The sequence below is a fragment of the Streptomyces similanensis genome (genome assembly GCF_039543625.1).
GTDB classification, from domain to species: Bacteria; Actinomycetota; Actinomycetes; order Streptomycetales; family Streptomycetaceae; genus Streptomyces; species Streptomyces similanensis.
Genome location: NZ_BAABKC010000011.1, coordinates 242,395 through 268,556 on the forward strand (window position 1 = coordinate 242,395; position 26,162 = coordinate 268,556).

Below are 26,162 nucleotides of genomic sequence, written 5' to 3' on the forward strand. Positions count from 1 at the left end.
CCGCGGTCGGTCAGCCGCCGTTCGCGGCCAGCGCCGATTCCAGGACGACCAGCAGCGCGTCGCGTACGGAGCCGCGTTCGCGGGCGTCGAAGACGAGCAGCGGGACGTGCTCGGACACGTCCAGCGCCCAGCGGACCTCCTCCAGGGAGTGCTCCAGACGGCCGTCGAAGGCGTTGAGCGCCACCGCGAACGGGATGCCCCGGTGCTCGAAGTAGTCGACGGCCGCGTAGCAGTCGTCCAGCCGCCGGGTGTCGACGATGACGAGCCCGCCGACCGCGCCCTCCACGATGTCGTCCCACATGAAGCCGAACCGCTCCTGTCCGGGCGTGCCGAACAGGTACAGCTTCAGCGTCGGGTCGATGGTGATGCACCCGAAGTCCATCGCCACCGTGGTGGTGGTCTTGCGCGGGGTGTGGCTGAGGTCGTCCACGCCCGCCGCGACCTCGGTGATGGCCGCCTCGGTGGTGAGCGGCTCGATCTCGGAGATGGCGCCGACGGCGGTGGTCTTGCCGACGCCGAAGCCGCCCGCGATCACCAGCTTGACCGGCAGCGGCGGGCGTACGGCGGACTGCTCGGCCGCCGAGGCGCCGCGGACGAGTTGTTCGGTCGGTGTCACGGAGTAACTCCCCGGGAGTCGGGGATGGCCCGCAGGCCATCGATAACCCTGCGCAGGACGGAGGCGTCGTGGGTGGCGCCGGTGTCGGGCACGTGCACCGTCAGATGCCCGGTGGCGCGCAGGTCCTCGGCGAGGATCCGCACCACGTTCAGGTGCAGCCGCAGCCGGGCCGCCAGTTCCGCGATGGACTGCGGGCGGCGGCAGGCGGAGACGATGTCGTGCTGTTCGAAGGAGAGTCCGTCCAGCGCCGCCAGACCGTCGGCGGTCGCCACCACCTGGGTCTCCACCGGCACCGGCCGGCCGGCCGCGGTGGGCGCCACCCGGCCGGCGGTGACCAGGAACGGGCGCACGGCGGGAGCGGGGCCCACCGGGTCGGGGCCCGGGGGCACGGGGCCGTCCGCCATGGGGCGCTCTTCCTTCCTCGACCGGCTCCGGCCGGTCAGCGCGTGGCCGCCGCGCCGACGCTGTTCTTCAGTTCGAGCACCAGCTGCGGGTTGAGCGCCGCGCCGGCGCGGTTGGCGAACAGCGTCATCTCGTAGGCGATGTTGCCGAGCTTGGCCTCCTTGTCGGTGACCACGCCGAGGACCGCGCCGCTGCCGATCGCGGAGACCAGGACGTGGCCGCCCTCCAGGTCGATGATGACCTTGTTGAGGGCGCCGAGGCGGTAGTTGCCGGAGGCCCCGGCGGCCAGGCTGGTGATGCCGGAGACGATGGCGGCCAGCCGCTCGGAGTCGGCGTGCTCGCGCAGTTGCGAGACGGCGATCAGCAGTCCGTCGGAGGAGACCGCTATGGCGTCGACGACGCCCGCGGTCTCGGTCGCGAAGCGGTTGAGCAGCCAGGTGAAGTCTGCTGCGGCGGCCTGCAGTTCGGTCGGCGTGGCGCCTTCCGGCGGCGTGTCACCTGTCGACGTGCTCACTGCTCGGCTCCTTCCGGGAGGTCGTTGCGGTACTGCGTGCGGGGGGCGTCGCCGGGGCGGCGCCGGGGTCGTCGCGGAGCGCGGGGCGGGGGTGCATGCCGGTGTCGCGGTGGGCGCGCTCCACGGCGGCCTCGAACTCCTCCAGCGCGGACCGTACGGCGTCGGCGTCGGCCTGCGGGGCGGGTTCGCGCGACGGCGCGGCCGCGCCGTCGGCGGCCGTCCGCAGGGTGGCGCCGCGCACGCGCCGACGGAGCGGCCGTGAGCCGCCGTCCCCGGCGCCGGGGGTGTCGCCGACCGTGGCCGAGGGGGCGGTGCCGGGAGCGGCTGGGGGAGGGGTGCCGGGGGTGGCCGAAGGCGCGGTGCCGGTGGTGGCCGGGGGAGGGGTGCCGGGGGTGGCCGGTGGGGTGCTTCCGGCGGGGGCCGACTCCGTACGGGCGCGGGGGATGAACGGGAGCGGCCCGGCCGAGCCGTCCTCCTCCGACGCGGTCTCGCGCCGGGGCACCCGGCGGGGGAGCGGCCGGGCCGGCTCGTCCCCGTCACCGGCCCGGGCGTGCTCGGACGCCCCGGCGACGAGCGGCGCGGCGGGAGTTCGGTCGGCCGAGCCGGGTACGGCTGGGGTGCGGTCGGCTGGGCCGGGCACGGTCGGGTTCGTGGCGGCAGTGGTGGGTGTGCCCGGGCGCGCTGCGGTCGGGCGCGGCCCGACCGGGGTCCGGTCGGCCGAGCCGGGTGCGGCCGCGGCCGTGGCGGGTGCGTCTGGGGTCGCTGCGGTCGGGTGCGGCGCGGCCGGTGCGCGGCCGGCCGAGCCGGGTACGGCAGGGGTGGAGGTGGCAGTGGTGGGCGTGCCCGGGCGCGGCGCGGGCGCGTGCGGCCCGGCCGGGTTCGGGGCGGCCGCCTCGGCGGTGGCGCGGCTCGGCGTGGGCGTGCCGGAGCTCGCCGGATCCGGCGTGAGCCGCTGCGCGGTGGTGCTCTCGGCGGAGCCGGGCGCGCGCCGGTCGGCGGGGTCGGCGGCGGGCCGTGTCGCGGTGTCCTGCCCGCCGGCCCGCTGCCGTACGGCCGGCCCGGCGGCGTCCACCGCGCTCATGGTCAGCAGCAGCGAGGAGGGGATCAGCGCCTCGGCCGTCACGCCGCCGCCCGGCGTACGGGACAGGGTGACGCCGACCTCCCAGCGCCGGGCGAGCGCGCCGACCACGAACAGGCCGAGCACCTTCGTCGGCACCACGTCGAGCCGCTCGCGCCGGATCAGCCGGGCGTTCTCCTCGGCCAGCCGCTCGGCGCTCATCCCCAGACCGTGATCGGCGATCGCGATCGACGCGCCCTCGCCGCCGTACCGCACACTGACCTCGACGGTGCTCCCCTCCGGCGAGAACGACACGGCGTTCTCCAGGAGTTCGGCCACCATCAGGGTGAGGTCGCCGATGATGTCCGGCGCCACCATGACCTCGGTCTCGGCGTACAGCCGCACCCGCTGGTAGCCCTCGATCTGGCCGAGCGCGGCGCGCACCACGTTGGTGAGCGCGGTGGGTCCGGCGTCCAGGACCGTCTCGCGGATGCCGGCCAGCAGCATCAGGCTGTCGGCGTTGCGGCGCAGCCGGACGGCGATGTGGTCGATGGAGTAGAGGCGTTCGAGCAGCGCGGGATCGGTCTCGCCGCGCTCCACCGCGTCGATCAACGCGAGCTGACGTGTCGTCAGGTTGCTGACGCGGCGGCCGACGTTGCCGAACATCTCCCCGATGTTGCGGCGGCTGAGCACCTGCCGTTCCAGCAGCGCGGCGGCCGTGGTCTGCACCTGGTTGAACGCCTCGGCGAGGTCGCCGATCTCGTCGCGCGCGGTGACCGGCACGTCCCGCAGCCGGGGCGGCCCCGCGTCGTCGGCGTCGTCGTCGGCCACCCGGGACAGCTCCCGGCCGGTGGCGGCGGAGACCTCCTGCGCCGCCCCGGTGAGCGCCTGCACGGGCCGGATGACCGAGCGGCGTACGGCGACCGAGAAGGCGAGCCACAGCAGGAAGCCGAGCAGGGCCGAGGCCAGCAGCGCGGCCGCCCGCCACCAGGCGTCGGAGGAGGCGTCGGCGGCCGAGTCGGCGATCTCGTCGATCAGCGAGGAGGCGATCTCCAGCCGGTTGGCGGCCTGTTCGGGGTAGGCGGGGTAGTCGGCCAGCGCGTCCTGGAAGGTGCGCCGCACCTCCTGCGGGCTGTTGGCCTGCAAGGCGCTGGGGTCGATCTGGAGTCCGGCGTACGCCTCGGCGATCTCGCGCTGCGCGGGGCTGTGCTCCATCTCCGCGAGCCGGTCGGCCTGCGGCGCGGTGGCGAACCGGGCGAAGCGGTCGGCCTGGTAGAGGTACAGGTCGTAGGCGCCGACCGCCGCGGTGAACTCGATGAGCGCGTTGGTGTCACCGGTCGTCGCCGAGAAGACGCTGGTCTCGAAGGAGCTGTGGGCGGCGTCGGCGCGCAGCAGGGAGTCCAGCAGGTTGCCGGTGAAGGTGGCCGCGAAGGCCGCGTTGCGGTCGAGGCCGAGGCCGTCGATGAGGGTCCGGGCGGCGCCGGTGTAGGCCGGGTCGATGTTGTCGGCGGGCAGGTAGTTCTGCTCGATCGTGTCGCGCAGGCTGCTCAGGCCCTCGATCTCCTTCAGGGCCTGCGCCTCGGTGTCCGGCAGCCGGCCGCCGAACGTCCGCCGTACGACGGCGACCTGGGCGTTCACGGCGGCCTGCGCCTTGCGGTAGGCGGCGGGCGAGGGGCGGCCGCCGGCGCCCGCGGCCTCGTAGCGCACGGAGAGCAGCACGGCCTGCTGGTGCTCGGCCTCCACCCGGTCCACCAGGGCCGCCACCTGAGCGCTGTCGCGCACCAGCTGCGCCGCGGCGGCGGCGTCCCTGGCCTGGCCCACCTGGTCGGTGATGAGGTAGGCGAGCAGCAGGGCCACCACAGCGAGCGGCACCCCGACCAGGACGTTGAGCTTGTGCCGGAAGGGCCACCGGTCGGCGAAGCGCCGGATGCCGCGGCCGCCGGACGGCGCGGGCGGTGAGGCCGGCCGGTCGGGCGCGTCCACCTGGCTCGTGGACACCGGGCCTCCTTCGAAGGGTGTCTCCACCCGGGACGGTCGTGACGGAATGACGCCCGTGGACACCGAAGCGGCCCGTGCGCACCGCTGTGACCGACGTCGACTCCCGTGAAATCTAACCGTTCCGGCGACCGCCCCCGACTCGTCCCATGTCAAGAATGGGTTACGAAGCCTCCTCCCGCGCTTCACAACTCGCCGGGGATCGAAGCCAATCGGTGACCCGGCGGCCCTTGACTGACCGAGAACCGGCTGGATTGGATCAGTAGGGTGCGGCATCCCGCATGCCGCGCGGCCCCGCCATCGCCATGCCCTCACCAACTTACGAGCCCGGAACGGGAATTGTGACTTCTTACGCGAAGAACACCAGGTCCAGCATGAGGCACACCGGCGCGATCGCCGTCGCACTCGCCGCCACCGCGGCACTGGTCGCCGGGTGTTCGTCGTCCTCCGACGGCGATTCCGGCAGCGACCCGCTCAAGGGCGGCGGCAAGGCGAGCGGTGACAGCGTCGTCGTCGGTTCCAACAACTTCGCCGAGAGCATCCTGCTCGCCGACATCTACGGCGAGGCCCTCAAGGCCAAGGGCGTCAAGGTCACCTACAAGCCCAACATCGGCAGCCGCGAGACCACGTACGGGCTGCTGAAGAACGGCTCGATCACCGTGCTGCCCGAGTACAACGGCGCGCTGCTGGCCTACCTGGACAAGAACGCCGCCCCGAAGTCGGTGGCCGCCACCACGGCCGCGATCAACGCCAAGCTCGACGCCAAGCTGACGCTGCTGGATCCGGCGCCCGCGCAGGACAAGGACTCGGTCACGGTCAACGCCGACACGGCCAAGAAGTACCACCTGACCGACAAGTCCTCCATCGCCGATCTCAAGGACGCCGCCAAGGACCTGGTCATCGGCGGCTCGCCGGAGTTCCAGACCCGGCACCAGGGTCTGTCGGGCCTGAAGTCGGTGTACGGGGTGGAGTTCAAGTCCTTCAAGGCGCTGGACGCGGGCGGCCCGCTGACCCAGGCGGCGCTGAAGAAGAACACCGTGCAGGCCGCCGACCTGTTCACCACGGACACGACCATCGCCAAGGAGAAGTTCGTCGTCCTCCAGGACCCGAAGAACCTCTTCGGGTTCGAGAACGTCCAGCCGCTCGTCTACAAGAGCGGGCTCGACCAGAAGGGCGTGGAGGCGCTCAACGCGGTCTCCGCCAAGCTGGACACGGCCACCCTGCTGGACCTGGACACCCAGGTGCAGCAGCAGAACAAGGACCCGATGGACGTGGCCCAGGACTGGCTGAAGTCCGCCGGACTCGTCTGACCCGCCACCGGCACAGCGGAGACGGGCCCGTGGACACGACCGCCGACGGCGCGGACCGGGCACCCGAGGGCGCGGACCGGGGGCCCGCGGCCGCCCCCGGCGGGGCGGTCCGCGCCCCCGGCGACACCCGGGCCGTCCCGCACCACGGCGACGTCTACGTGGTCCCGGGCGACGGGACCGTCCACGTCCTGCGCGACCCCGGACCCCGCCGCGACCCTGGCGCCGACCGCGACCGCGCCCCCGGCCCCGCCGAGACCGCCCTGACCGCGGGCGACGCCCGCGTCGCTCCGGCCCCCGGTGGCGTCCGCGTCGCCCAGGTCGTCAGCGACGCCGGCGTCGCTCCGGATGCCGGGACGGCCCGCGTCGCGCCGGACGGCGGCCCGGATCAGGTCGACCTGGACGGCCGCGGACTGGAGCTGTCCGGCCTGGTCCGCATCGCCGACGCCATGGCCGCGCCCGCCGTCCCGCCCGAGGCGTGGCGGCGGGCGCACCGCTCCTGGCGGGCGGCCGGCCGGCTCGCCGCGGCGGGCCGCCTGTACGGCCGGAGCACCGGCGTGGGCGCCCACCGCTCGGTGCCGGTCGACGCCCGGGACGAGACCGGACACGGGCTGCGGCTGCTGCGCAGCCACGCGGGCGGCGCGGGCGCGGTGCTCCCGGTCCGGCAGATCCGCGCGATGCTCGCCGTCCGCGCCAACCAGCTGCTGGCCGGCGGCTCCGGCATCCAGCCCGCCTTCGTCACCGCCCTCACCGAAGCGCTCCGCCTCGGCGTCCACCCCGCCGTCAACGAGTACGGCGGCCTCGGCACCGGCGACCTGACCGCCCTCGCCCAGACGGGCCTGACCCTGATCGGCGAACGCCCCTGGCACCGTGACCAGCACGGTGCCGTCCCCGCCGACCTGCCCGCCTCCGCCGATCTGCCCGCCCCGGTCGAACCGCGGCCCGGCGACGCGCTCGCACTGCTCAGCAGCAACGCGCTCACCCTCGCCCAGGCCGCGCTCGGCTGCCACGACCTCGACGTACTGCTGCGGGCCACGCACGCGGTGGCGGCGCTCTCGCTCGCGGCCGTCTCCGGCTCCCTGGAGGCGTACGCCGCCGAGGTGCACGCCCTGCGCCCTTACCCCGGCGCGGCCCGCGCGGCGGCCGAGGTGCGGCGGCTGCTCGGCGCGCCCGACCGGCCGCCCGGCACCGGCCGCCGGATCCAGGACCCGTTCGGCTTCCGGGCCTTCCCGCAGGCGCACGGCCCCGCCCTCGACGCCGTCGCCGCACTGCGCCGCGTCGTCGAGGTGGAGGTCAACTGCCCCTCGGAGAACCCGCTGATCGCTCCCGACGGCACCGCCGCCCACCACCACGGCGGCTTCTACGCGGCGCCGGTCGGCCTCGCCCTGGACGCCCTGAACCTCGCCGTGCTCCAGACCGCCCAGCTCTCAGCCGCCCGGCTCACCGCGCTCGGCCGTCCCGACCTCACCGGCCTGCCCGCCTTCCTGGCCACCGGACCGGCCGGCAGCTCCGGCACGATGATCCTGGAGTACACCGCGCACTCGGCCCTGGCCGAACTGCGCCACTGCGCCGCCCCCGCCTCGGCCGGACACGCGGTGCTCTCCCAGGGTCTGGAGGAGGCGGCCAGCTTCGCCTCCCAGGCGGCCCGGCAGACGCTGCGCGCGGTGGCCGCCTACGGCACCGTACTGGCCTGCGAACTGGTCACCGCCGTACGGGCGTTGCGGCTGCGTCCGGACCCGCCGGCGGTCTCGGCGTTCACCGTCGCGGACGCGGCGCTGCCCAGCGGCGCGGAGGACCGCCCGCTGACGGCGGACGTGACGGCCGCGACCGAACTGCTGCGCACCCTGGCCGAGACCTGAGCCGTCCGGCCGTCGGTCCCCGTCCGGCCGGCCACGAGAGGCGGCCGGACGGGGATCCTGCGCGGCGGCCGCGCCTCAGAGGTCGAACTCGTGCGGCGGCAGGTCCAGCGCGTAGCAGGCCTCGCGGACCACGGCCTGCTCGGTCTTGTCGAAGTCGCCGTCCGCGCCGCCGATGACGATGCCGATCTGGACGACGGCCCGGGCCTCGGCCGGCTTCTTCTTGGCCTTGGCGATCTCCTGGAGCACGCTCACCTTGCCGAAGGCGAAGTCGGCGGTCAGCTTGTTCAGGTTGTCCTCGAAGCGGCGGCGCAGATCGTCCGCGGGGAAGTTCTGCAGCACCTCGTTGGTGGCGATGAGCTGGGCGACGCGCTGGCGCTCCGACGGGTCCACGGTGCCGTCGGCGGCGGCCACGAGCGCGCACATGGCCATGCTCGCGTCGCGGAACGCGCCGCTCTTGAGGTCGTTCTTCTTCGCCGCCAGCTGGGTCTGCATCTGCGTCGCGGAGTCCTTGATGCGGTCCCACAGGGCCATGTGCTCTCCAAATGTCGTGTCAGTCCGCACGGCACGGGCCGTACGGGGGCGGTGCGTATTCCGGTTTGCTTCTACAGCAACGTAGAAACTGGCGGCGTCGCGGAAAAGTTCCTGGGCCGCGCACCGGACCGCCGCCGCCCCCGCCCCGCCGGGCGGCGCGCCGCCGCTCCCGTCCGCTTCCGAGTGTTCGCAGTGCAAACGCCACGACCGCGCGTGGCACTGCGCGGTGATCGGCCGGCGTGGCCGACGGGACGCGACGGACGAGGTCATCGAAGGATCAACTAGCCATATCGGCGCACTTGTCGGGAGTCGCGCGCGGTGGGCTATCGTGTGTATGCAGCAAACGAACTGCACGCCCGTGCGTCACCACCCTGGAGTGCTCTGTCCATGCCGAGGCAGTTACGCGCCGAGCAGACGCGCAGGACCATCATCACCGCGGCGGCCGACCTGTTCGACCGGCACGGCTACGAACGCACCAGCCTCGGCGACATCGCCGAGCACGCGCGGGTGACCAAGGGCGCCCTGTACTTCCACTTCGCGGCCAAGGAAGACCTGGCCCACGCGATCATGGAGGCGCAGTCGCGGGCCGCGCGCCAGACGGTGCGCGAGGTGGACGGGCGCGGCTGCCCGTCGCTGGAGGCCCTGATGCGCATCACCTTCGCGCTCACCCGGCTCTCCGTGGAGAACCCGATCGCCCGCGCCGAACTCCGGCTCGTCACCGGGGGAGTGGGCGTGCGGCCGCCGCTGCGGCACCCGTTCACCGAGTGGCTGGACCTCGTCACCCGCAAGCTCGTGGGCGCGGTCCGGGAGGCCGACGTGCACCCGGACATCGACGTGCACGCCACCGCGCACTCCCTGGTCTCCTTCTTCGTCGGCGTCCGGCTCGCCTGCCGGCCCCTGGAACCGGTGGCCCGACTGCCGCGCCGCCTCACCGAGATGTGGCACCTCATGATCCGCGGCCTGGTCCCGGTGCCCCGGCGGCCCCGCTATCTGAGCCTGGCGGCCCAACTGGCCCGCGAGGCCCGGGCCGGGTGACCCGACGAGCCGCCGCGTCCGCCGTTCGCCGCGTCCGCCGCCCGCCGTATCCGCCGTTCGCCGCGTCCGCCGCCCGCCGTATCCGCCGTCACCGCTTCCGCCGACCACCCGTTTCGCCGTGATTCACGCGATGGTGTGATCACGCGGGGCCGAGCGGATGGGGCCGGAGTGCCCCGGGTAGGGCCGGGCCATGACGCAGCAGCCCTTCGAACTCCCGCACTTCTACATGCCGTATCCCGCGCGGCTGAACCCGCACCTCGACGAGGCGCGTACGCACTGCGCCGCGTGGGCCCGCGAGATGGGCATGCTGGAGGGCTCCGGCATCTGGGAGCGGGCCGACCTCGACGCGCACGACTACGGACTGCTGTGTGCCTACACCCACCCCGACTGCGACGGCCCCGCGCTCTCCCTCATCACCGACTGGTACGTGTGGGTCTTTTTCTTCGACGACCACTTCCTGGAGACCTTCAAACGCGGCCAGGACCGCGCCGGCGGCAAGGCGTACCTGGACCGCCTGCCCCTGTTCATGCCGCTCGACCTCGCCACCCCCGTCCCCGAGCCGCACAACCCGGTCGAGGCGGGCCTCGCGGACCTGTGGGCGCGCACCGTGCCGTCCATGACCGAGGACTGGCGGCGCCGGTTCGCGCTGGCCACCGAGCACCTGCTGAACGAGTCCCTGTGGGAGCTGTCCAACATCAACGAGGGGCGGATCGCCAACCCCGTCGAGTACATCGAGATGCGCCGCAAGGTCGGCGGCGCCCCCTGGTCGGCGGGGCTGGTGGAGTACGCGACCGCCGAGGTGCCCGCCGTCGTCGCCGGGTCGAGGCCGCTGAGGGTGCTGATGGAGACGTTCTCCGACGCCGTGCACCTGCGCAACGACCTGTTCTCCTACCAGCGCGAGGTGGAGGACGAGGGCGAGCTGAGCAACGGCGTGCTCGTCCTGGAGACCTTCTTCGGCTGCACCACGCAGGAGGCCGCCGACACCGTCAACGACGTCCTGACCTCCCGGCTGCACCAGTTCGAGCACACCGCGCTCACCGAGGTGCCCGCCCTCGCCGTGGAGCACGGCCTCGCACCGGACCAGCTCGCGGCCGTCGCGGCGTACACCAAGGGCCTCCAGGACTGGCAGTCCGGTGGGCACGAATGGCACCTGCGCTCCAGCCGGTACATGAACCGGAACGCCCGCTCGGACAGCCCCTGGCAGCGCCCCACCGGACCGGGCGCCTCCGCCGCCGACGTCGGCGCGCTGCTCGCGGCGGCCGGCGCCGAGCGGCTGCGCGCCCACACCCACGTGCCGTACCGGAAGGTCGGCCCCTCGCTCCTGCCCGACTTCCCCATGCCCTACCCGCTGGCCCTCAGCCCCCACCTGGACCGCACCCGCGGCACCCTGCTCGACTGGTGCCGGCGCACGGGCATCCTCGCGGAGGGCGTCTGGGACGAGGACAAGCTCGCCGCCTACGACCTCGCCCTGTGCTCCGCCGGACTCGACCCGGACGCCACCCCCGAAGCCCTCGACCTGAGCGCCCAGTGGCTCGCCTTCGGCACCTACGGCGACGACTACTACCCGCTGGTCCACGGCCACCGCCGCGACCTGGCCGCCGCGCGGCTGACCACGGCCCGCCTGTCCGCGTGCATGCCCGTCGACGGGGAGACGGCGATCGCGCCCCGCGACGCGATGGAGCGCGCGCTGAGCGACCTGTGGGCGCGCACCACCGCCCGGATGACCGCCGACGAGCGCCGCGCCCTGAAGCAGGCCGTCGACTCGATGACCGAGAGCTGGGTGTGGGAGCTGGCCAACCAGGTGCAGAACCGGATCCCCGACCCCGTCGACTACCTGGAGATGCGGCGCGCCACCTTCGGCTCCGACCTCACCCTGAGCCTGTGCCGGACGGGCTACGGCCCGGCGATCCCGCCCGAGGTCTACCGCTCCGGCCCGGTCCGCTCGCTGGAGAACGCGGCCATCGACTACGCCTGCCTGCTCAACGACGTCTTCTCGTACCAGAAGGAGATCGAGTACGAGGGCGAGATGCACAACGCGATCCTCGTCGTGCAGCACTTCTTCGGCATCGACTACCCGGCCGCGCTCGCCGTCGTCCACGACCTGCTGACCCAGCGCATGCGCCAGTTCGAGCACGTCCTCGCCCACGAACTGCCCCTCGTCCAGGACGACTTCCGGCTGTCGAGGGAGTCGCGCGCGGCCGTGGACGGCTATGTCCGCGACCTCCAGAACTGGATGGCCGGCATCCTCAACTGGCACCGGACGGTGGACCGCTACAAGGACGAGTGGCTGTCCCGCCGCGCCCACGCCTTCCTGCCCGACCACCCCCCGGCCCCGGCCGTCTCACCCCGCCACCCCTTGTCCCCTGCGCCGCCCGACCGTTCCCCGGCCCCGGCCGGTCCGGCCGGCCCGCCGGCCTTCCGGCTGCCCGTCCACCCGCCGGCCCCCGCCTTGCCGGTCGGCTGACCCGCACGCGACCTGGGGAGCGGCACCGGCCGGAGGAGACCCGATGGAACACACCGCGTTGCGTCCCAAGCCCATGCCCGGCCAGGAGCCGGGCGGCGGTGGCGGCCCGGGCGGCCCGGACCGCCGTCCGGCCGCCCCCGCGCCCCGGCGCGGCCGCCGTCCGGTGGCCGTCGCCTACGTCCTGCTGGCCGCCCTGGTCCTCCTCCTGGCGGGGATCGGCCTCGGCACGGTGGGCGGCACGGTGATCGCCCTGACCCGGACGGCCGGGCACCCGCCGCCCCGGCAGACGCCCGCCCCCGGCACCGTGCCCACCGGACCCGGCCGGGCGAGCCCCAAACCGTCCCCACCCGCCCCGTCGGCCACCGGACGGTCTCCGTCGGCCACCGGACGGTCTCCGTCGGGCGTCGGTCGTGTCCCTCGGTGAGGCCCCGCCTCCTACCATGGTCGTGAGAACCACTGGCCGCGTGCGCGCCCGGCCGACCGGGACCGGCGTGCGCCGCCGACGAGTGCGGCCGATCGGCTCGCGCGGCCCGGTGCGGGCGGGCAGGATGCTGCCCGTAGCCCCGCACCGCACGCCCGACCGCACAGGGAGACCTGGATGACCGGCACCGCGCCCGCGCCCTTCGCCGCCGACGACTACCGGGCCCGGATGGCCCGCGCCACCCGGGCCGCCGCCGACGCCGGACTCGCCGGCCTGCTGGTGGCCCCCGGACCGGACATGGTCTGGCTCACCGGCTACGCGCCCACCGCCGTCACCGAACGGCTCACCCTGCTCGTCCTCGTCCCCGGCCAGGACCCCGTCCTCGTCGTCCCCGCCCTGGAGGCCCCGGACGCCGCCCAGGCCCCCGGCGCCCCCGCGCTGGCCCTGCGCGACTGGACCGACGGCAAGGACCCCTACGCCCTCACCGCCGCGCTCCTGGAGCACCGGGGCCGGTTCGGCGTCAGCGACAACGCCTGGGCCCTGCACCTGCTCGGTCTCCAGCAGACCCTGCCCGACGCCGCCTACGCCTCCCTCACCACGGCCCTGCCGATGCTGCGCGCCGTCAAGGACGCGGCCGAACTGGAACTGATGGCGGCCGCCGCCGCTGCCGCCGACGCGACGTTCGAGGAGATCCGCGACGTCACCTTCAGCGGCCGCCGCGAGTCCGAGATCGGCGCCGAACTGGCCCGGCTGCTGCGCCGGTTCGGACACTCCCAGGTCGACTTCACCATCGTCGGCTCCGGCCCCAACGGCGCCAACCCGCACCACGAGATGGGCGACCGCGTCATCGAGCGCGGCGACATGGTCGTCCTCGACTTCGGCGGCCTCAAGGACGGCTACGGCTCCGACACCACCCGCACCGTCCACGTCGGCGAACCCACCGACGAGGAGCGGCGCGTGCACGACGTCGTGCGCGAGGCCCAGGAGGCCGGCTTCCGCGCCGTACGCCCCGGCGTCGCCTGCCAGGAGGTCGACCGGGCCGCCCGCGCGGTCATCAGGGACGCCGGGTACGGCGAGTACTTCATCCATCGCACCGGTCACGGCATCGGCGTCACCACGCACGAGCCGCCGTACATGATCGAGGGCGAGGAGCAGGCCCTCGTGCCCGGCATGTGCTTCTCCGTCGAACCCGGCGTCTACCTGCCCGGCCGCTTCGGGGTGCGCATCGAGGACATCGTGACCGTCACCGAGGACGGCGGGCGCCGCCTCAACGACACCACCCGCGAGCTGGTCACGGTGGACTGACCGGCCAGGCCCGCCCCGACCCGCCACCCGCCCCCGGACGACACGGCGCGACGATGACCCAGGCACCGACACCCACCGCGGACAGCGTCCGCCGACTGGTCCGCACCCTCCTCCGCGACGGCGCGGACACCGCGGCGGGCCCCGACGTCCGGCCCGCCGCCGAGGACGGCGGACCCTGGACCTGGTGGGTCGGCGACCGCCATGTGCTGCGCCTGGCCCCCGACCGCGAGGCATCCGTACGCCGGCTGCGCGAGCTGCGGCTGCGCGACCTGGCCCGCCCGCACCTGCCGGTGGCGGCGCCCGTCAGCGTCGCGCACGGCGAGTGGGCGCCCGGACTGACGTACACGCTGGACACGAGGATCGCCGGCGGCACGGCCGGCCGGCAGGTCTCCGCGCTGGGCGAGGACGACCTGGCCGGACTGCTCGCCGGGCTGCGCGAGGTGCCGCCGCGGCAGGCCGGGACGCTCGGCGTGCCGCGCACCGCGCCCCGCTCCCTGGAGGCGCTGCGCCGGATGGCCGCGCACGGAGCCGAACAGCTCGGCGCGGCCGACGAGTTCGATCCCGCGCGGATGGCCCAGCTCACCGGCCCCGCCGCGGCCCAGCTCGCCGCCCAGCCGAACACGGCGGTCCTCGTCCACCGCGCGCTCAGCGCCGATCACCTGGTGGTCGGCGCCGACGGCCGGGTGCGCGCCGTGCTCGGCTGGGGCGACGCGGTGATCGGCGACCCGGCCGAGGACATCGCCTCCCTCGCCCGCGCCGTCCGTTCCCCCGCCGCGGTGCGCGCCGCCACCCTGGCCGGCTACGGCGCCCGCCCCTGTCTGCGCGGCCTGTGGCTGGCCCGCTGCGACGCCGTGATCCGCCTCGCCCAACGCCTCGAAGGCCGCGGCGACGCCCCGCTCCCGGTGCTGCGCGCCGAGCTGCGGCACGCCTGGGAGGCGATCCTGCTGGAACGGGTGACGGAGCTGCGCGACGAGGCCGCCGACGGCGCGGACGAGGAGCCGTAGCCGCCCCGCGGCCACCGGACCGCGGGGCGCCGGGCACGAGCCGCCGCCTCAGCCCTGGAGCAGCACCACGCACGAGTGGCCGGGGACGTGCAGCACCCCGTCCGGGCCGGGCGGCGCCACCGGCTCCCACGCGGCCAGCACCCGGACCGGGTGGGAGCCCAGCGGGATCGCGGCCGGTTCCTCGCCGAGGTTCACCGCCACCCGCACGTCACCGCGCCGGAACGCCAGCCAGCGGCCCTCCTCGTCGTGGGCGGCCTTCGTGTCCGCGAGGTCGGGGTCGGTGAGGTCGGGCTGCTCGCGCCGCAGCGCGGTCAGCCGCCGGTACCAGTCCAGCACCCGCGCGTGCGGCTCGCGCCCCGGCTCGCCCCAGTCCAGGCAGGAGCGGTCGCGGGTGGCCGGGTCCTGCGGATCGGGCACGTCCTCCTCGGCCCAGCCGTGCGCGGCGAACTCCCGCCGCCGGCCCCGGCGCACCGCCTCGGCCAGCTCCGGATCGGTGTGGTCGGTGAAGTACTGCCACGGCGTGCCGGCCGCCCACTCCTCGCCCATGAACAGCATCGGCGTGAACGGCGCCGTCAGCGTCAGCGCCGCCGCGCAGGCCAGCAGGCCGGGAGAGTCCGCGAGCAGCATGGACAGCCGGTCGCCCTGGGCCCGGTTGCCGATCTGGTCGTGGGTCTGGCTGTAGCCGAGCAGCCGGTGCCCGGCCACCCGGCCGCGGTCCAGCGGCCGGCCGTGCCGCCGCCCCCGGAAGCTGGAGTAGGTGCCGTCGTGGAAGTAGCCGCCGGTCAGCGTCTTGGCGAGGGCGGCGAGCGGGGCCCGCGCGAAGTCGGCGTAGTAGCCCTGGGCCTCGCCGGTCAGGGCGGTGTGCAGGGCGTGGTGGAAGTCGTCGTTCCACTGGGCGTGCAGACCGAGGCCGCCCTCGGCGCGCGCGGTGACCAGCCGGGGGTCGTTCAGGTCGGACTCGGCGATCAGGAACAGCGGCCGGCCCAGGCTCGCGGCGAGCGCGTCCACCGCCCCGGACAGCTCCTCCAGGAAGTGGCAGGCGCGGGTGTCCACCAGCGCGTGCACCGCGTCCAGGCGCAGCCCGTCGATCCGGTAGTCGCGCAGCCAGGCCAGCGCGCTGCCGACCAGGAAGTCGCGCACCTCGTCCGAGCCGGGCGCGTCCAGGTTGACGGCCGAGCCCCACGGCGTGTGGTGCGTGTCGGTGAAGTACGGCCCGAACGACGGCAGGTGGTTGCCCGAGGGGCCCAGGTGGTTGTGCACCACGTCCAGCACCACGCCCAGGCCCAGCTCGTGCGCCCGGTCCACGAACCGCTTCAGGCCCTCCGGGCCGCCGTACGGCTCGTGCACCGCCCACAGCGAGACCCCGTCGTACCCCCAGCCGTTCGTGCCGGGGAAGGGGCACACGGGCATCAACTCCACGTGGGTGACGCCCAGTTCCACCAGGTGTTCGAGGCGTGCGGCCGCCGCGTCGAAGGTGCCCTCGGGCGTGTACGTGCCCACGTGCAGCTCGTAGAGCACCGCGCCCGGCAGCGCGCGCCCGGCCCACTCGTCGGTGCGCCACGCGTAGCGCGCCTGGTCGACGACGGCGCTGAGCCCGTCCGGGCCGTCCGGCTGCCGCCGCGAGCGCGGGTCGGGCAGCGGCGCGCCGCCGTCCAGCGCGAACCCGTACCGCGAGCCGTCCCGCCCCTCCGCCTCGCCGGACCACCAGCCCGCGCGGTCCGGATCGCGCGCCAACGCGCGCGTGGCGCCGTCGCACTGGAGCGTCACTTGGCCGGCCTGCGGTGCCCACACCTCGAACTGCACGGACGGTTCCCCTTCGTCTGCTCACCGTGACGTAGCCCGTCCATGGTGCGCCAAACGAGATCAATCCGCTTCTGAATCCGCCCTTTTACGGCGGGTGTCGCCGGTTCCGCCCGACGCCGGTCCCTTTCCGTTCATTCCGGGCACGCCGTCCGGCCGCCCACCCGGCCGGAACTGATCCCCCGTCACGCGCGGGTGCTCCCGTTCGAGTGACCGGGGCTGGGGAGCGCGGGCCGTCGTGCCGATACCTCGGGCATGAATCACTTCACCAGGACCACGGCCCTGCTGGGGCGCGGCGCGCTCGCGGCGGCCGCCGCCCTGCTCACGGCGACGCTCCCGGCCCAGGCCGCCCAGGCCGCCGCCCAGCCCACTCCGGCCACTCAGCCCGCCCACTCCGCCCACTCCAGCCACTTCACCCCGGCCGTCCGGACCGTCCCGGCCGTCCGGACCGACCAGGAGACGCGGCCGCACCCCCGGCACACCGTCGACCAGAGCGACTGGCTCTACCTCACGGTCAGCCACGGCGACGACGCCCGCACCGGCGACAGCCGCGGCGCCCTGCTGCGCTGCGATCCGCCCCAGGGCCACCCGCACGCCGCCGCGGCCTGTGCCCAGATCCGCTCGGCCCACGGCGACATCCGCGTCATCCCGCACAAGGAGGTGTTCTGCTCGATGATCTACTCCCCGGTGACCGTCCAGGCCCGCGGCCAGTGGCAGGGGCGCGCCATCGACTACACGGAGACCTTCCCCAACGCGTGCGTGATGAGGGCCCGCACGGGAGACGTGTTCGCGCTCGACCAGTGACCTCTCGCACCGGTGTCCGGGCAGGTGAGCGTGCCCGGACGCCGGTCGGAGAGGGCCCGAGGAGGACGCCTCCGGTCAAGCGGAGGATCGTTTCATCAGATCATCAGTTCGCGAGCGTGATGGGCCGCCGCCAGGACCGTACGGCTCTGGTGCTCGACCTGGTGGGCCACGGGCACCCAGCGGGCCCGGAACCGGGCCGCGAAGGCCGCGCTCCAGGCCGCCACCAGGCGCTCCAGCTCGGGCACGGCGGGGTCGCCGGCCTCCCGCAGCACCCGCAGCGCCATCGCCGCCGCCCGCAGCGGCAGCCGGCGGCCGAACGCGTCCACGCTGCCGACGTACGACATCGTCGTCTCGGCCGGCGGGACGCGCACCCAGTCCGCGGCCAGCCCCGGCACCAGTCCGAGCCCCCACCGCGCCGCCCGCAGCAGCGGCCCCTCGGGGCCGTCCAGCCGGGGCAGCGCACCGGCGAGCACCGCCTCCACCCGTGCCGCGTCCCGCAGCAGCCGGTCCGCGAGACGGCGTTGCGCACCGGCCGGGTCCGGATGCTCGACCGGATCGTCGACCAGGTCGCTCGCCCACATCGGCACCTCCACCACCGCGGTCATCCCGCCGTGCCGGTGCGCCGCGTACCAGGTGCTGTGCCGCGCGTCGTCCGGCAGGCTCGGATACGCCGGGTCCGTGCCCGGCGCCGGCATCACCCGCACCCCGGGGCCGGAGACCGGCCAGCCCGCGGCGTCGCAGGCGCCCGTCTCCACCGGGATGTGCAGCTCGGCCGCCGACTTGCGGAACGGCTCGGCGAGGCCGGGCACGTCCCGGGTCAGCTGCACCCAGCTGCCGCCCAGCTCGGTGCCGTGCAGCGACACCTGGAGGTAGGGCCGCACCGCGTCCACGACGCCGATCAGCGCGCGCGTCTCGGGCGGTTGCAGCTCGGGCGGCAGCACGGAGGGCGACCACTCCGGCTGCTCGGGGCCGGCGGGCCGGAAGAAGCCGAGGTGGTAGTCGAAGAGGGTGCGCGGGGCCGGCGTCACGTGCAGGCGCGCGCCGTCCGGGTCGGCGCACAGCAGGAAGTGCCAGGAGACGCCGGCCCGCAGCCGGTGGTCGGCCACCACCCGGCGCACCAGGGCGAGCAGGGTGGCGCCGCCGGTCGGCTCGTTGGCGTGGGCGCCGGCGACGACCAGCACGGCCCGCCGGGCGCGCCCGACGGACAGCAGGTGCAGCGGCCGGCCCGCGCGGGAGGCGCCGACCTCCGCAAGGCCGCACAGCCGCGGGCGGCGCGCGGCCAGTTCCCGAACCGAGGAGACCAGTTCGGGAACGCTGGGGTAGCGCGGCTCCGGCAGCAGACTCACCCCCGTACTCGTCCGCCAGGCTTCGCCTTCGCAGTACCCCACGGACACGGACGGCTGTCAAGAACACCCAGCCGCCCGAACACCCGGCCGCCCGAACGCCCGGCCGACTGAACACCCGGCCGCCCGCGGCCGCCCGATCCCGCCCGGAACCGCTCACCGCGCCCCGGACGGTTCCGCCACCCGCTCCAGCAGCGCCACCGGCAGCCGCGCGAACAGCTCGTCCGCGCGCACCCGCCCCTCGAACACGCGTCCCGGCGTCAGCGCGTCGGCCCACCGGCCGGGCGGCAGCGGCAGCCGCGTCTCCCGCCAGCCGCCCGCCTCCGCCAGCCGCAGCGACAGCCGGGTCACGGCCGTCAGCGCCTGCCCGGAGCGGGTGAACGCCACGCAGTGCCCCGCCGCCGGCCCCTCCGCCGCCAGCGGCGCGTACGTCGCCTCCGTGCCGAAGACCTCCGGCCGGCGGGCGCGCAGCCGCAGCGCCGCCGCCGTCACCGCGCCCTTGTCGCCCGGATCGAGCGGCGGGAAGTGCGCGGGGCGGCGGTTGTCCGGGTCCACCAGCGCCCGGTACTCGGCCTCCGTGCCCTGGTAGACGTCGGGCACGCCCGGCATCGTCAGGTGCGTCAGGGCGGTGCCGAGGACGTTGGCCCGGATGTGCGGCTCCAGCGCCTGCCGGAAGGCGGCCACCGGTTCGCCCGGCGCCCCGCACGGCCCCTCGGTGACGAACCGCTCGACCGCCTCCTCGTACGACGGCTCCTGCTCCGTCCAGCTCGTGTGCAGGCCCGCCTCGCGCACATGCTTGAGCAGCGCCTCGCGCACCCGCCCCGCCGTCGCCGGGCCGAGCCCGAAGACCGTCTGCCAGGCCGCCCACGCCAGCTGTCCGTCGGGCGCCGGCGCGGCGGCGCCGGACGCCCCGGCCAGCACCTCGGCCCACTGCCGCGGGCACTCGGTCAGCACCGCGAGGGCCGCCCGCACGTCGGCGCTGCGCTTGGTGTCGTGCGTGGAGACCACGGTGCCGGTGGCGGGCCAGTCGCGCTGCACGCGGGCGCAGTACGCGTGGAAGTCCTGCGGGTCGAGCGCCGGACGCCCGGGTTCGCCGCCGACCTCGTTGGCCGCCATCAGCGGCACGTAGCGGTAGTAGGCGGTGTCCTCGACGGACTTGGCGCGCAGCGCCGAGGCGGTCTGCGCGAAGCGGGTGCGGAACTCGACGGCGTCCGGTCCGGTGCCGGCCCGGCCCAGCACCAGATCGCGCACGACGTCCACCGCCTCGCCCTCCTCGGGCACCGCGAAGGCGAGCCGGGCCTCGGCCGCCGCCTCCTCGGTGACCACGCCGGAGGCGTCCACGGAGGCGTAGGGCCGGTACACCTCCAGGCGGACCAGCAGTTCGCGCAGCGCGGTGCGCAGCGCCCAGGGCGCGCGGTCGCGCAGCGCGGGGTCCGGCGAGGCGGCGCACACCCGGTGCGCCGCGCGGGTCAGCCGGTCCGTCTCGGCGGCCAGCTCGTGCGTGATCACCTCGTACGCCGCCTGCCGCGCCGTCGCCGCCCAGTCGCCGCCCCGGTCGGTCTGCGGGGCGGCGAACCGACGGTACTCGGCGAGGAGTCCGGCGGCGCCCTCCGGGTCGGTGAACAGGCCGTCGACGTGGCGCAGCGCGTCGTAGCCGGTGGTGCCGGCCACCGGCCAGGCGCCGGGGAGGTGCTCGCCGTCGGAGAGGATCTTCTCCAGCACGGTCCACCGGCCGCCGCTCGCCGTGTGCAGCCGGTCCAGGTAGCCGTCCGGGTCGGCGAGGCCGTCGGGGTGGTCGACGCGCAGGCCGTCCACCACGCCCTCGGCGAGCAGCTGGAGGATCTTGGCGTGGGTCGCCTCGAACACCTCCGGGTCCTCCACCCGCACCCCGATCAGCTCGGAGATGCTGAAGAAGCGCCGGTAGTTCAGCTCGGTGCGGGCCAGCCGCCACCACCCCAGGCGGTACCACTGGGCCTCCAGCAGCTCGGGCAGCGGCAGCTTCCGCGTCCCGGCGCGCAGCGGGAAGACGTGGTCGTAGTAGCGCAGGACGTCGCCGTCCACCCGCAGCTCGCCGATCTCCTTGCCGACCGGCCGGCCGAGCACCGGCAGCAGCACCTTGCCGCCCTGCGCCTCCCAGTCGATGTCGAACCAGCGCGCGTACGGCGACTCGGGGCCCTCGCGCAGCACCTCCCACAGGGCACGGTTGTGCCGCGGCGCCACCGCCATGTGGTTGGGGACGATGTCCACGACCAGGCCGAGCCCGTGCTCGCGCGCGGTGCGCGACAGCGCCCGCAGTCCCTCCTCGCCGCCGAGCTCGTCGCGCACGCGCGCGTGGTCGACGACGTCGTAGCCGTGCGGGGAGCCGGGCACGGCCTGAAGGACGGGGGACAGGTGCAGGTGTGAGACGCCGAGCGAGGCCAGGTACGGCACCGCGGCGGCGGCGGCCGCGAACGGGAACTCGGGCTGGAGCTGGAGCCGGTAGGTGGCCGTGGGCACGACGGGTGCGGTGCGCTCGGGTGTCATGGAGAGCTACGTACCCGCCCGGCCGCCTTTCGTGCCGCCCGCGGCACCGCTCGGGTGGACCTGGTGGCCCACCCGGGCGGGCGACGAACCGAATTCACCTGAACGGGTGAATTCGGGGAGAGTCAGGCCGGCCGCTGGAGGACGGTCATGCTGCGGTCCTGGAGGGTCAGCCGGTCGCCGGCGCGCACCTTGCGCCCGCTGTCGGCGGCCAGCGGCCGGTCGCGCGCGGTGTCGACGACCACCTGCCACTGGCGGCCGTGGTCCACCGGCACCACGAAGTCCAGCGACTTGGGCGCGGCGTTGAACATCAGCAGGAACGAGTCGTCGGCGATCCGCTCCCCGCGCTGGCCCGGCTCGGAGATCGCGTTGCCGTTGAGGAACACCGTCAGCGCCGAGGCGCGCGCCGAGTCCCAGTCCCGCTGGGTCATCTCCTCGCCCTCCGGGGTGAACCACGCGACGTCGGACAGTTCGTCGTGGGTCCCCTCCACGGGCCGGCCGTGGAAGAAGCGGCGCCGGCGGAAGACCGGGTGGTCCCGGCGCAGGGCGGCCATCGCCCGGACGAACTCCAGCAGGCCCTCGCCCTCGGCCCCCTCCTCCGGCCAGCGCACCCAGGACAGCTCGTTGTCCTGGCAGTAGGCGTTGTTGTTGCCGCGCTGGGTGCGGGCGAACTCGTCGCCGTGGCTGATCATGGGCACGCCCTGGGAGAGCATCAGCGTCGCGGCGAAGTTGCGCATCTGCCGCTCCCGCAGCCGCAGCACGTCCGGATCGTCGGTGTCGCCCTCCGTGCCGCAGTTCCAGGACCGGTTGTGGCTCTCGCCGTCCCGGTTGTCCTCGCCGTTGGCCTCGTTGTGCTTGTCGTTGTACGCCACCAGGTCGTGCAGGGTGAAGCCGTCGTGGCAGGTGACGAAGTTGATCGAGGCCAGCGGGCGGCGGCCGTCGTCCTGGTAGAGGTCGGAGGAGCCGGTCAGCCGGGAGGCGAACTCCGCCAGCGCCCGCGGCTCGCCCCGCCACAGGTCCCGCACCGTGTCGCGGTACTTGCCGTTCCACTCGGTCCACAGCGGCGGGAAGTTGCCCACCTGGTAGCCGCCCTCGCCCACGTCCCACGGCTCGGCGATCAGCTTCACCTGGGAGACCACCGGATCCTGCTGGACCAGGTCGAAGAACGACGACAGCCGGTCCACCTCGTGGAACTGCCGGGCGAGCGTGGCCGCGAGGTCGAAGCGGAAGCCGTCCACGTGCATCTCGGTGACCCAGTAGCGCAGCGAGTCCATGATCAGCTGGAGCACGTGCGGGGACCGCATGAGCAGCGAGTTGCCGGTGCCCGTGGTGTCCATGTAGTAGCGCGGGTCGTCGGTGAGCCGGTAGTACTGCGGGTTGTCGATGCCCTTGAAGGACAGCGTCGGGCCCAGGTGGTTGCCCTCGGCGGTGTGGTTGTAGACCACGTCGAGGATGACCTCGATCCCGGCCTCGTGCAGCGCCCTGACCGCCGACTTGAACTCCAGCACCTGCTGGCCGCGGTCGCCCCAGGAGGCGTACGCGTTGTGCGGGGCGAAGAAGCCGATGGTGTTGTAGCCCCAGTAGTTGGACAGGCCCATGTCGGCCAGCCGGTGGTCGTTCACGAACTGGTGTACGGGCATCAGCTCCAGCGCCGTGACGCCCAGTTCGGTCAGGTGCTCGATGACTGCCGGGTGGGCGAGGGCCGCGTAGGTGCCGCGCAGCTCCTCGGGCAGTCCCGGGTGGCGCATGGTGAGGCCCTTGACGTGCGCCTCGTAGAGCACCGTCTCGTGGTAGCCGCGCCGCGGCCGCCGGTCGTCGCCCCAGTCGAAGTACGGGTTCACCACGACCGACGTCATCGTGTGCGGGCCCGAGTCCAGGTCGTTGCGCCGCCCGGGATCGTCGAAGTGGTAGCCGTACACCTCCTCTCCCCAGTCGATCGCACCGCTGATCGCACGCGCGTACGGATCGAGCAGCAGCTTCGCGGAGTTGCAGCGCAGTCCGCGCTCCGGGGCGTACGGGCCGTGCACCCGGAACCCGTAGCGCTGTCCCGGCATGATCCCCGGGACGTACGCGTGCCGGACGAACGCGTCGCTCTCCCGCAGTTCCACCGCCGTCTCCGAGCCGTCGTCGTGCAGCAGACACAGCTCTACTCGGTCCGCGGCCTCGGTGAAGACCGCGAAGTTGGTGCCGGCGCCGTCGTACGTGGCGCCGAGTGGATACGCCTCTCCAGGCCAGACCTGCATGGACACGACTCTTTCAGGTGAGCGGCGCCGGGGGTGGCGCCTTGGCCCCGAGTGTCCCCGAAAGTGAGAGCGCCACCTATGACTTCGCCCGGGTGCGTCGCCGGGCGGCGGCCGTGCACCGTCGCCGGGGCCGTGCCGTCAACGCTATGAATATCCTCACTCCGCCCGGGCACGCCTACCAGAACGGAGGTAAACCGTGGGGAAGTTGAGAAAGGAGCGGCCCATCCGGCTGCGTCCCGGACCGCTCCCGGAGTACCCTTCCTTGATCGTTGGGACGGGGATGCTCGGGGGAGCGGAAGGCGGTGCGCGGGTGGGCTCGGGAGGCCTGGAGCTGCCCCCTGGTGACGAGGGTCACGAGGGGAACTCCACAGACGTCCCGCCCGGAGCGGTGTCCCTGGCCCGGCCGATGGACGCCGGCGCCATCGGCCCGGAGCTGGACTGGGACGCCGACGCCTGGCGCGAGGTGCGCACCCGCGCCCAGCGGGCCGGCCGGGCCTACATCTGGCTGAATCTGGTCGAACAACGGCTGCGCGCCGTCGTCGCCGCCGTGCTGCGGCCCGTCTACGAACCCGTCCACGGCGAGGACTGGGTGGTCGCCGCGGCCGGCCCGGCCGGCCAGGAGTGGGCCCAGCGCGCGGTCGCCGTCCGCGAGGTCAGCCGCCGCAAGGGCTATCTGCTCGACCCGGCCGACGACCATGTCATCAGCTTCCTCACCCTGCCCCAGCTGCGCGAGCTGATGGTGCAGCACTGGCCGTGCTTCGAGCCGTACCTCGACGACCGCCGGGACGTCGAACTCGCCCTGGACGAACTGGAGGTGACGCGCAACGTCGTCTCCCGCAACCGGGCCCTGTCCGAGGCGGTGCTCGCCCAGGCCGAACGCGCCTCCGCGCGCCTGCTGGAGATCCTCGGCGCCGGCGGCGACGTGCCCTCCGCCCGGCGGCTGCCGGTCGACGCGGTGGAGGACCTGATCGGCGACCGGTACGCCGACGTGGTCGCCGTCCACTCCGACCGGGTGCGGCTGCTGCGCCGGTTCCCGGCCGAGGACATCTTCGGCAGCGCCCGCCGACTGGACGCCATCGGCATCGGCCTCAACCTGCTCGTGCAGAACTTCTCCGGCCGCCGCCTGGTGCGGCTGGCCGAGTCCGGCTGCCGGGTGCGGCTGCTCTTCCTCAACCCGGCCTCCAGCGCGGTCAAGCGGCGCGAGCGCGAACTCGGGCTCAAGCGCGGCGAGCTGAGCCGCTCGGTGGAGATGAACATCCTGCACATGCGCCGGGTGCGGGCCCGGCTGCGCGACCCGGGCGCCTTCGAGATCCAGGTCTACGACGAGACGCCGCGCGTCTCGGCCTACCTGGTGGACGGCGACGGCGCGGACGGCGTCGCGGTGACCCAGTCCTATCTGCGGCGCAGCCGGGGCATGGAGGCGCCGGTGTTCGTCCTGCGCAACGGCAGCAGGGTGGTCAAGCCGGGCGAGGTCGACGAGGGCGGCCTCTTCGCCGCCTACCGCGAGGAGTTCGAGACCATGTGGGTCGATTCAAGACCCGTGTCCTGAAGTGCCCGCGATGTCCGGCCGCGCGAGGTCGCGGGGCGGACGGCGAGCGGACGGCGGGCGGCTGATTGTCAGTGGCCCGTGCGAAGGTGAGGACCACTGGGGGAGAGCACCACGAGAAGGGGGGCCGCCATGGGCTGGCACCAGGAGCTGATGATCGGCTTCGACCTGGAGACGACGGGGACGGACCCGCGGACGGCGCGCATCGTCACGGCGGCCGTGATCGAGGTCCGCGACGGAGAGCCGGCCGGGCGCCGGGAATGGCTGGCCGACCCGGGCGTTCCCATACCGCCGGACGCGGTCGCCGTGCACGGCATCAGCAACGAACGGGCCGCCGCCGAGGGCCGGCCCGCCGATCAGGTCGCCGACGCCGTCGCCGAGGCGCTGACCGGTTACTGGCGGGCGGGGGCGCCGGTCGTGGCGTACAACGCCGCCTTCGACCTGACCCTGCTCTCCGCCGAACTGCTGCGGTACGGGCTGCCGTCGCTCGCCGACCGCCTCGGCGGCGCGGACGTGGGGCCGGTCCTCGACCCGTACACCATCGACCGCTGGGCCGACCGCTACCGGCGCGGCAAGCGCACCCTGGAGGCGGTCTGCACGGAGTACGGCGTCGTGCTCGGCTCCGCCCACGACGCCTCGGCCGACGCCCTCGCCGCGGCCCGGCTGGCCCGCGCGATAGCCGGCCGCCACCCCAAGGTGGCCTCCCTCGGCCTGGCGGAGCTGCACCGCTCCCAGATCGAGTGGTACGCCGCCTGGGCGGCCGACTTCCAGGGCTTCCTGCGCCGCAAGGGCGACCCGACCGCGGTGGTCGACGGGCACTGGCCCCTGCGGGAGCTGACGGGCGAGCGGGTCTGAGCCTGCTCCCCGGCCTCGGGCCGCCGCGGAGCGCTCGCCGGGGCCGGCGGGAAAACGCGGTGCGTGCCGGCGCCCCGCCGGGCAGACTCGCGGACATGACCGACAAGATCGCCCGCCTCAACCCCGAGCAGCTGCACGAGACGCCCGGCTATCACCACATCACGGTGGTGGAGGCGGGGCGCACGGCCCACCTGGCGGGACAGTGCCCGCTCGACCGGAACGGCGACCTCGTCGGCGCCGGCTCCCTTAAGACGCAGATCGACCAGGTGGTCGCGAACGCGCTCACCGCCCTGGCCGCGGTGAGCGCCCGGCCGCACCACGTGGTGCGGTCGGTGATCTACGTGCGGAGCGACGACAGGGACGATCTCGGAGCCGCGTGGAGTCGGCTCACCGAGTCCGCCCTGGGGCCGGCGTTCACCACCGCCAGCACGCTCCTGGGCGTCGCCCAGCTGGGCTTCACCGGACAGCTCGTCGAGGTGGATCTCACCGTGGCGCTGCCTGACTGACGTCGGACCGCGTGTCGAGCGCGGGCTTCGGGGCG

At 74.5% G+C, this 26,162-nt stretch carries 19 protein-coding genes and 1 pseudogene; 11 read left to right on the plus strand and 9 right to left on the minus strand.

The window, feature by feature from the left end; genetic code table 11:
* Positions 1-10: 10 nt before the first annotated feature.
* From ABEB07_RS04380 to ABEB07_RS04395, 4 genes and pseudogenes are all read right to left on the minus strand, one after another.
* A complete protein-coding gene (locus tag ABEB07_RS04380) occupies positions 11-616 on the minus strand; it encodes a GTP-binding protein (protein ID WP_176150950.1) in 606 nt (201 codons plus the stop codon).
* A pseudogene (locus ABEB07_RS04385) lies at positions 606-1,020 on the minus strand (DUF742 domain-containing protein); the annotation flags it as partial. The gene ABEB07_RS04380 and the pseudogene ABEB07_RS04385, both read right to left, overlap by 11 nt.
* A gap of 35 nt (positions 1,021-1,055) precedes the next feature.
* Positions 1,056-1,532 (minus strand): roadblock/LC7 domain-containing protein, encoded by a 477-nt coding sequence (locus ABEB07_RS04390; RefSeq protein ID WP_345667088.1) that lies wholly within the window; start codon positions 1,530-1,532, stop codon positions 1,056-1,058.
* The gene (locus ABEB07_RS04395; protein ID WP_345667089.1) at positions 1,513-4,587 is read right to left on the minus strand and encodes an ATP-binding protein; all 3,075 of its coding nucleotides are present in this window, start codon (positions 4,585-4,587) and stop codon (positions 1,513-1,515) included. The genes ABEB07_RS04390 and ABEB07_RS04395 overlap by 20 nt, the downstream gene beginning before the upstream one ends.
* Positions 4,588-4,958: 371 nt before the next feature.
* On the opposite strand from ABEB07_RS04395, the gene ABEB07_RS04400 reads away from it, so the two are divergent.
* Positions 4,959-5,894 (plus strand): ABC transporter substrate-binding protein, encoded by a 936-nt coding sequence (locus ABEB07_RS04400; protein WP_425588947.1) that lies wholly within the window; start codon positions 4,959-4,961, stop codon positions 5,892-5,894.
* Between the two features lie 29 nt (positions 5,895-5,923).
* The gene (locus ABEB07_RS04405) at positions 5,924-7,750 is read left to right on the plus strand and encodes an aromatic amino acid ammonia-lyase (protein WP_425588948.1); all 1,827 of its coding nucleotides are present in this window, start codon (positions 5,924-5,926) and stop codon (positions 7,748-7,750) included.
* Between the two features lie 75 nt (positions 7,751-7,825).
* Here ABEB07_RS04405 and ABEB07_RS04410 read toward each other — a convergent pair whose 3' ends face one another.
* Positions 7,826-8,281, minus strand: a complete 456-nt coding sequence (locus ABEB07_RS04410; RefSeq protein ID WP_345667091.1) for a tellurite resistance TerB family protein — start codon at positions 8,279-8,281, stop codon at positions 7,826-7,828.
* A gap of 387 nt (positions 8,282-8,668) precedes the next feature.
* Between ABEB07_RS04410 and ABEB07_RS04415 the strand changes: the two genes are divergently transcribed.
* The 5 genes from ABEB07_RS04415 to ABEB07_RS04435 all read left to right on the plus strand — a co-directional run bounded on the left by ABEB07_RS04415 (position 8,669) and on the right by ABEB07_RS04435 (position 14,510).
* Complete coding sequence (locus tag ABEB07_RS04415) at positions 8,669-9,316, plus strand: ScbR family autoregulator-binding transcription factor (protein WP_345667093.1); 648 nt, start codon at positions 8,669-8,671, stop codon at positions 9,314-9,316.
* 190 nt (positions 9,317-9,506) lie between these two features.
* Positions 9,507-11,780 (plus strand): germacradienol/geosmin synthase Cyc2, encoded by a 2,274-nt coding sequence (cyc2, locus tag ABEB07_RS04420; RefSeq protein ID WP_345667094.1) that lies wholly within the window; start codon positions 9,507-9,509, stop codon positions 11,778-11,780.
* 43 nt (positions 11,781-11,823) lie between these two features.
* Complete coding sequence (locus tag ABEB07_RS04425; protein ID WP_345667095.1) at positions 11,824-12,204, plus strand: hypothetical protein; 381 nt, start codon at positions 11,824-11,826, stop codon at positions 12,202-12,204.
* Positions 12,205-12,378: 174 nt separating this feature from the next.
* A complete protein-coding gene (locus ABEB07_RS04430) occupies positions 12,379-13,506 on the plus strand; it encodes an aminopeptidase P family protein (protein WP_345667096.1) in 1,128 nt (375 codons plus the stop codon).
* A 53-nt stretch (positions 13,507-13,559) separates the two neighbouring features.
* Entirely contained in the window at positions 13,560-14,510 is a 951-nt protein-coding gene (locus ABEB07_RS04435; RefSeq protein WP_345667097.1) for a phosphotransferase family protein, read from the plus strand.
* Between the two features lie 48 nt (positions 14,511-14,558).
* Here ABEB07_RS04435 and treZ read toward each other — a convergent pair whose 3' ends face one another.
* Positions 14,559-16,313 carry a malto-oligosyltrehalose trehalohydrolase gene (treZ, locus tag ABEB07_RS04440; protein WP_345667098.1) on the minus strand — a complete coding sequence of 585 codons (1,755 nt, stop codon included), beginning with the start codon at positions 16,311-16,313 and terminating at the stop codon, positions 14,559-14,561.
* 252 nt (positions 16,314-16,565) lie between these two features.
* On the opposite strand from treZ, the gene ABEB07_RS04445 reads away from it, so the two are divergent.
* Positions 16,566-17,114, plus strand: a complete 549-nt coding sequence (locus ABEB07_RS04445; protein ID WP_345667099.1) for an SSI family serine proteinase inhibitor — start codon at positions 16,566-16,568, stop codon at positions 17,112-17,114.
* Positions 17,115-17,209: 95 nt separating this feature from the next.
* Here ABEB07_RS04445 and ABEB07_RS04450 read toward each other — a convergent pair whose 3' ends face one another.
* The 3 genes from ABEB07_RS04450 to glgX all read right to left on the minus strand — a co-directional run bounded on the left by ABEB07_RS04450 (position 17,210) and on the right by glgX (position 23,220).
* Positions 17,210-18,460 carry a M14 family zinc carboxypeptidase gene (locus ABEB07_RS04450; RefSeq protein WP_345667100.1) on the minus strand — a complete coding sequence of 417 codons (1,251 nt, stop codon included), beginning with the start codon at positions 18,458-18,460 and terminating at the stop codon, positions 17,210-17,212.
* Between the two features lie 153 nt (positions 18,461-18,613).
* The gene (treY, locus tag ABEB07_RS04455) at positions 18,614-20,980 is read right to left on the minus strand and encodes a malto-oligosyltrehalose synthase (protein WP_345667101.1); all 2,367 of its coding nucleotides are present in this window, start codon (positions 20,978-20,980) and stop codon (positions 18,614-18,616) included.
* A gap of 122 nt (positions 20,981-21,102) precedes the next feature.
* A complete protein-coding gene (gene glgX / locus ABEB07_RS04460; RefSeq protein ID WP_345667102.1) occupies positions 21,103-23,220 on the minus strand; it encodes a glycogen debranching protein GlgX in 2,118 nt (705 codons plus the stop codon).
* Between the two features lie 280 nt (positions 23,221-23,500).
* Here glgX and ABEB07_RS04465 point away from each other — a divergent pair, with 280 nt between their 5' ends.
* From ABEB07_RS04465 to ABEB07_RS04475, 3 genes are all read left to right on the plus strand, one after another.
* Positions 23,501-24,769: an SAV2148 family HEPN domain-containing protein gene (locus ABEB07_RS04465; protein WP_164583169.1), complete on the plus strand. Its 1,269-nt coding sequence runs from the start codon at positions 23,501-23,503 to the stop codon at positions 24,767-24,769.
* A 129-nt stretch (positions 24,770-24,898) separates the two neighbouring features.
* Complete coding sequence (locus ABEB07_RS04470; RefSeq protein ID WP_345667103.1) at positions 24,899-25,621, plus strand: 3'-5' exonuclease; 723 nt, start codon at positions 24,899-24,901, stop codon at positions 25,619-25,621.
* Positions 25,622-25,716: 95 nt separating this feature from the next.
* Positions 25,717-26,127: a RidA family protein gene (locus tag ABEB07_RS04475; protein ID WP_345667104.1), complete on the plus strand. Its 411-nt coding sequence runs from the start codon at positions 25,717-25,719 to the stop codon at positions 26,125-26,127.
* Positions 26,128-26,162: the final 35 nt, after the last annotated feature.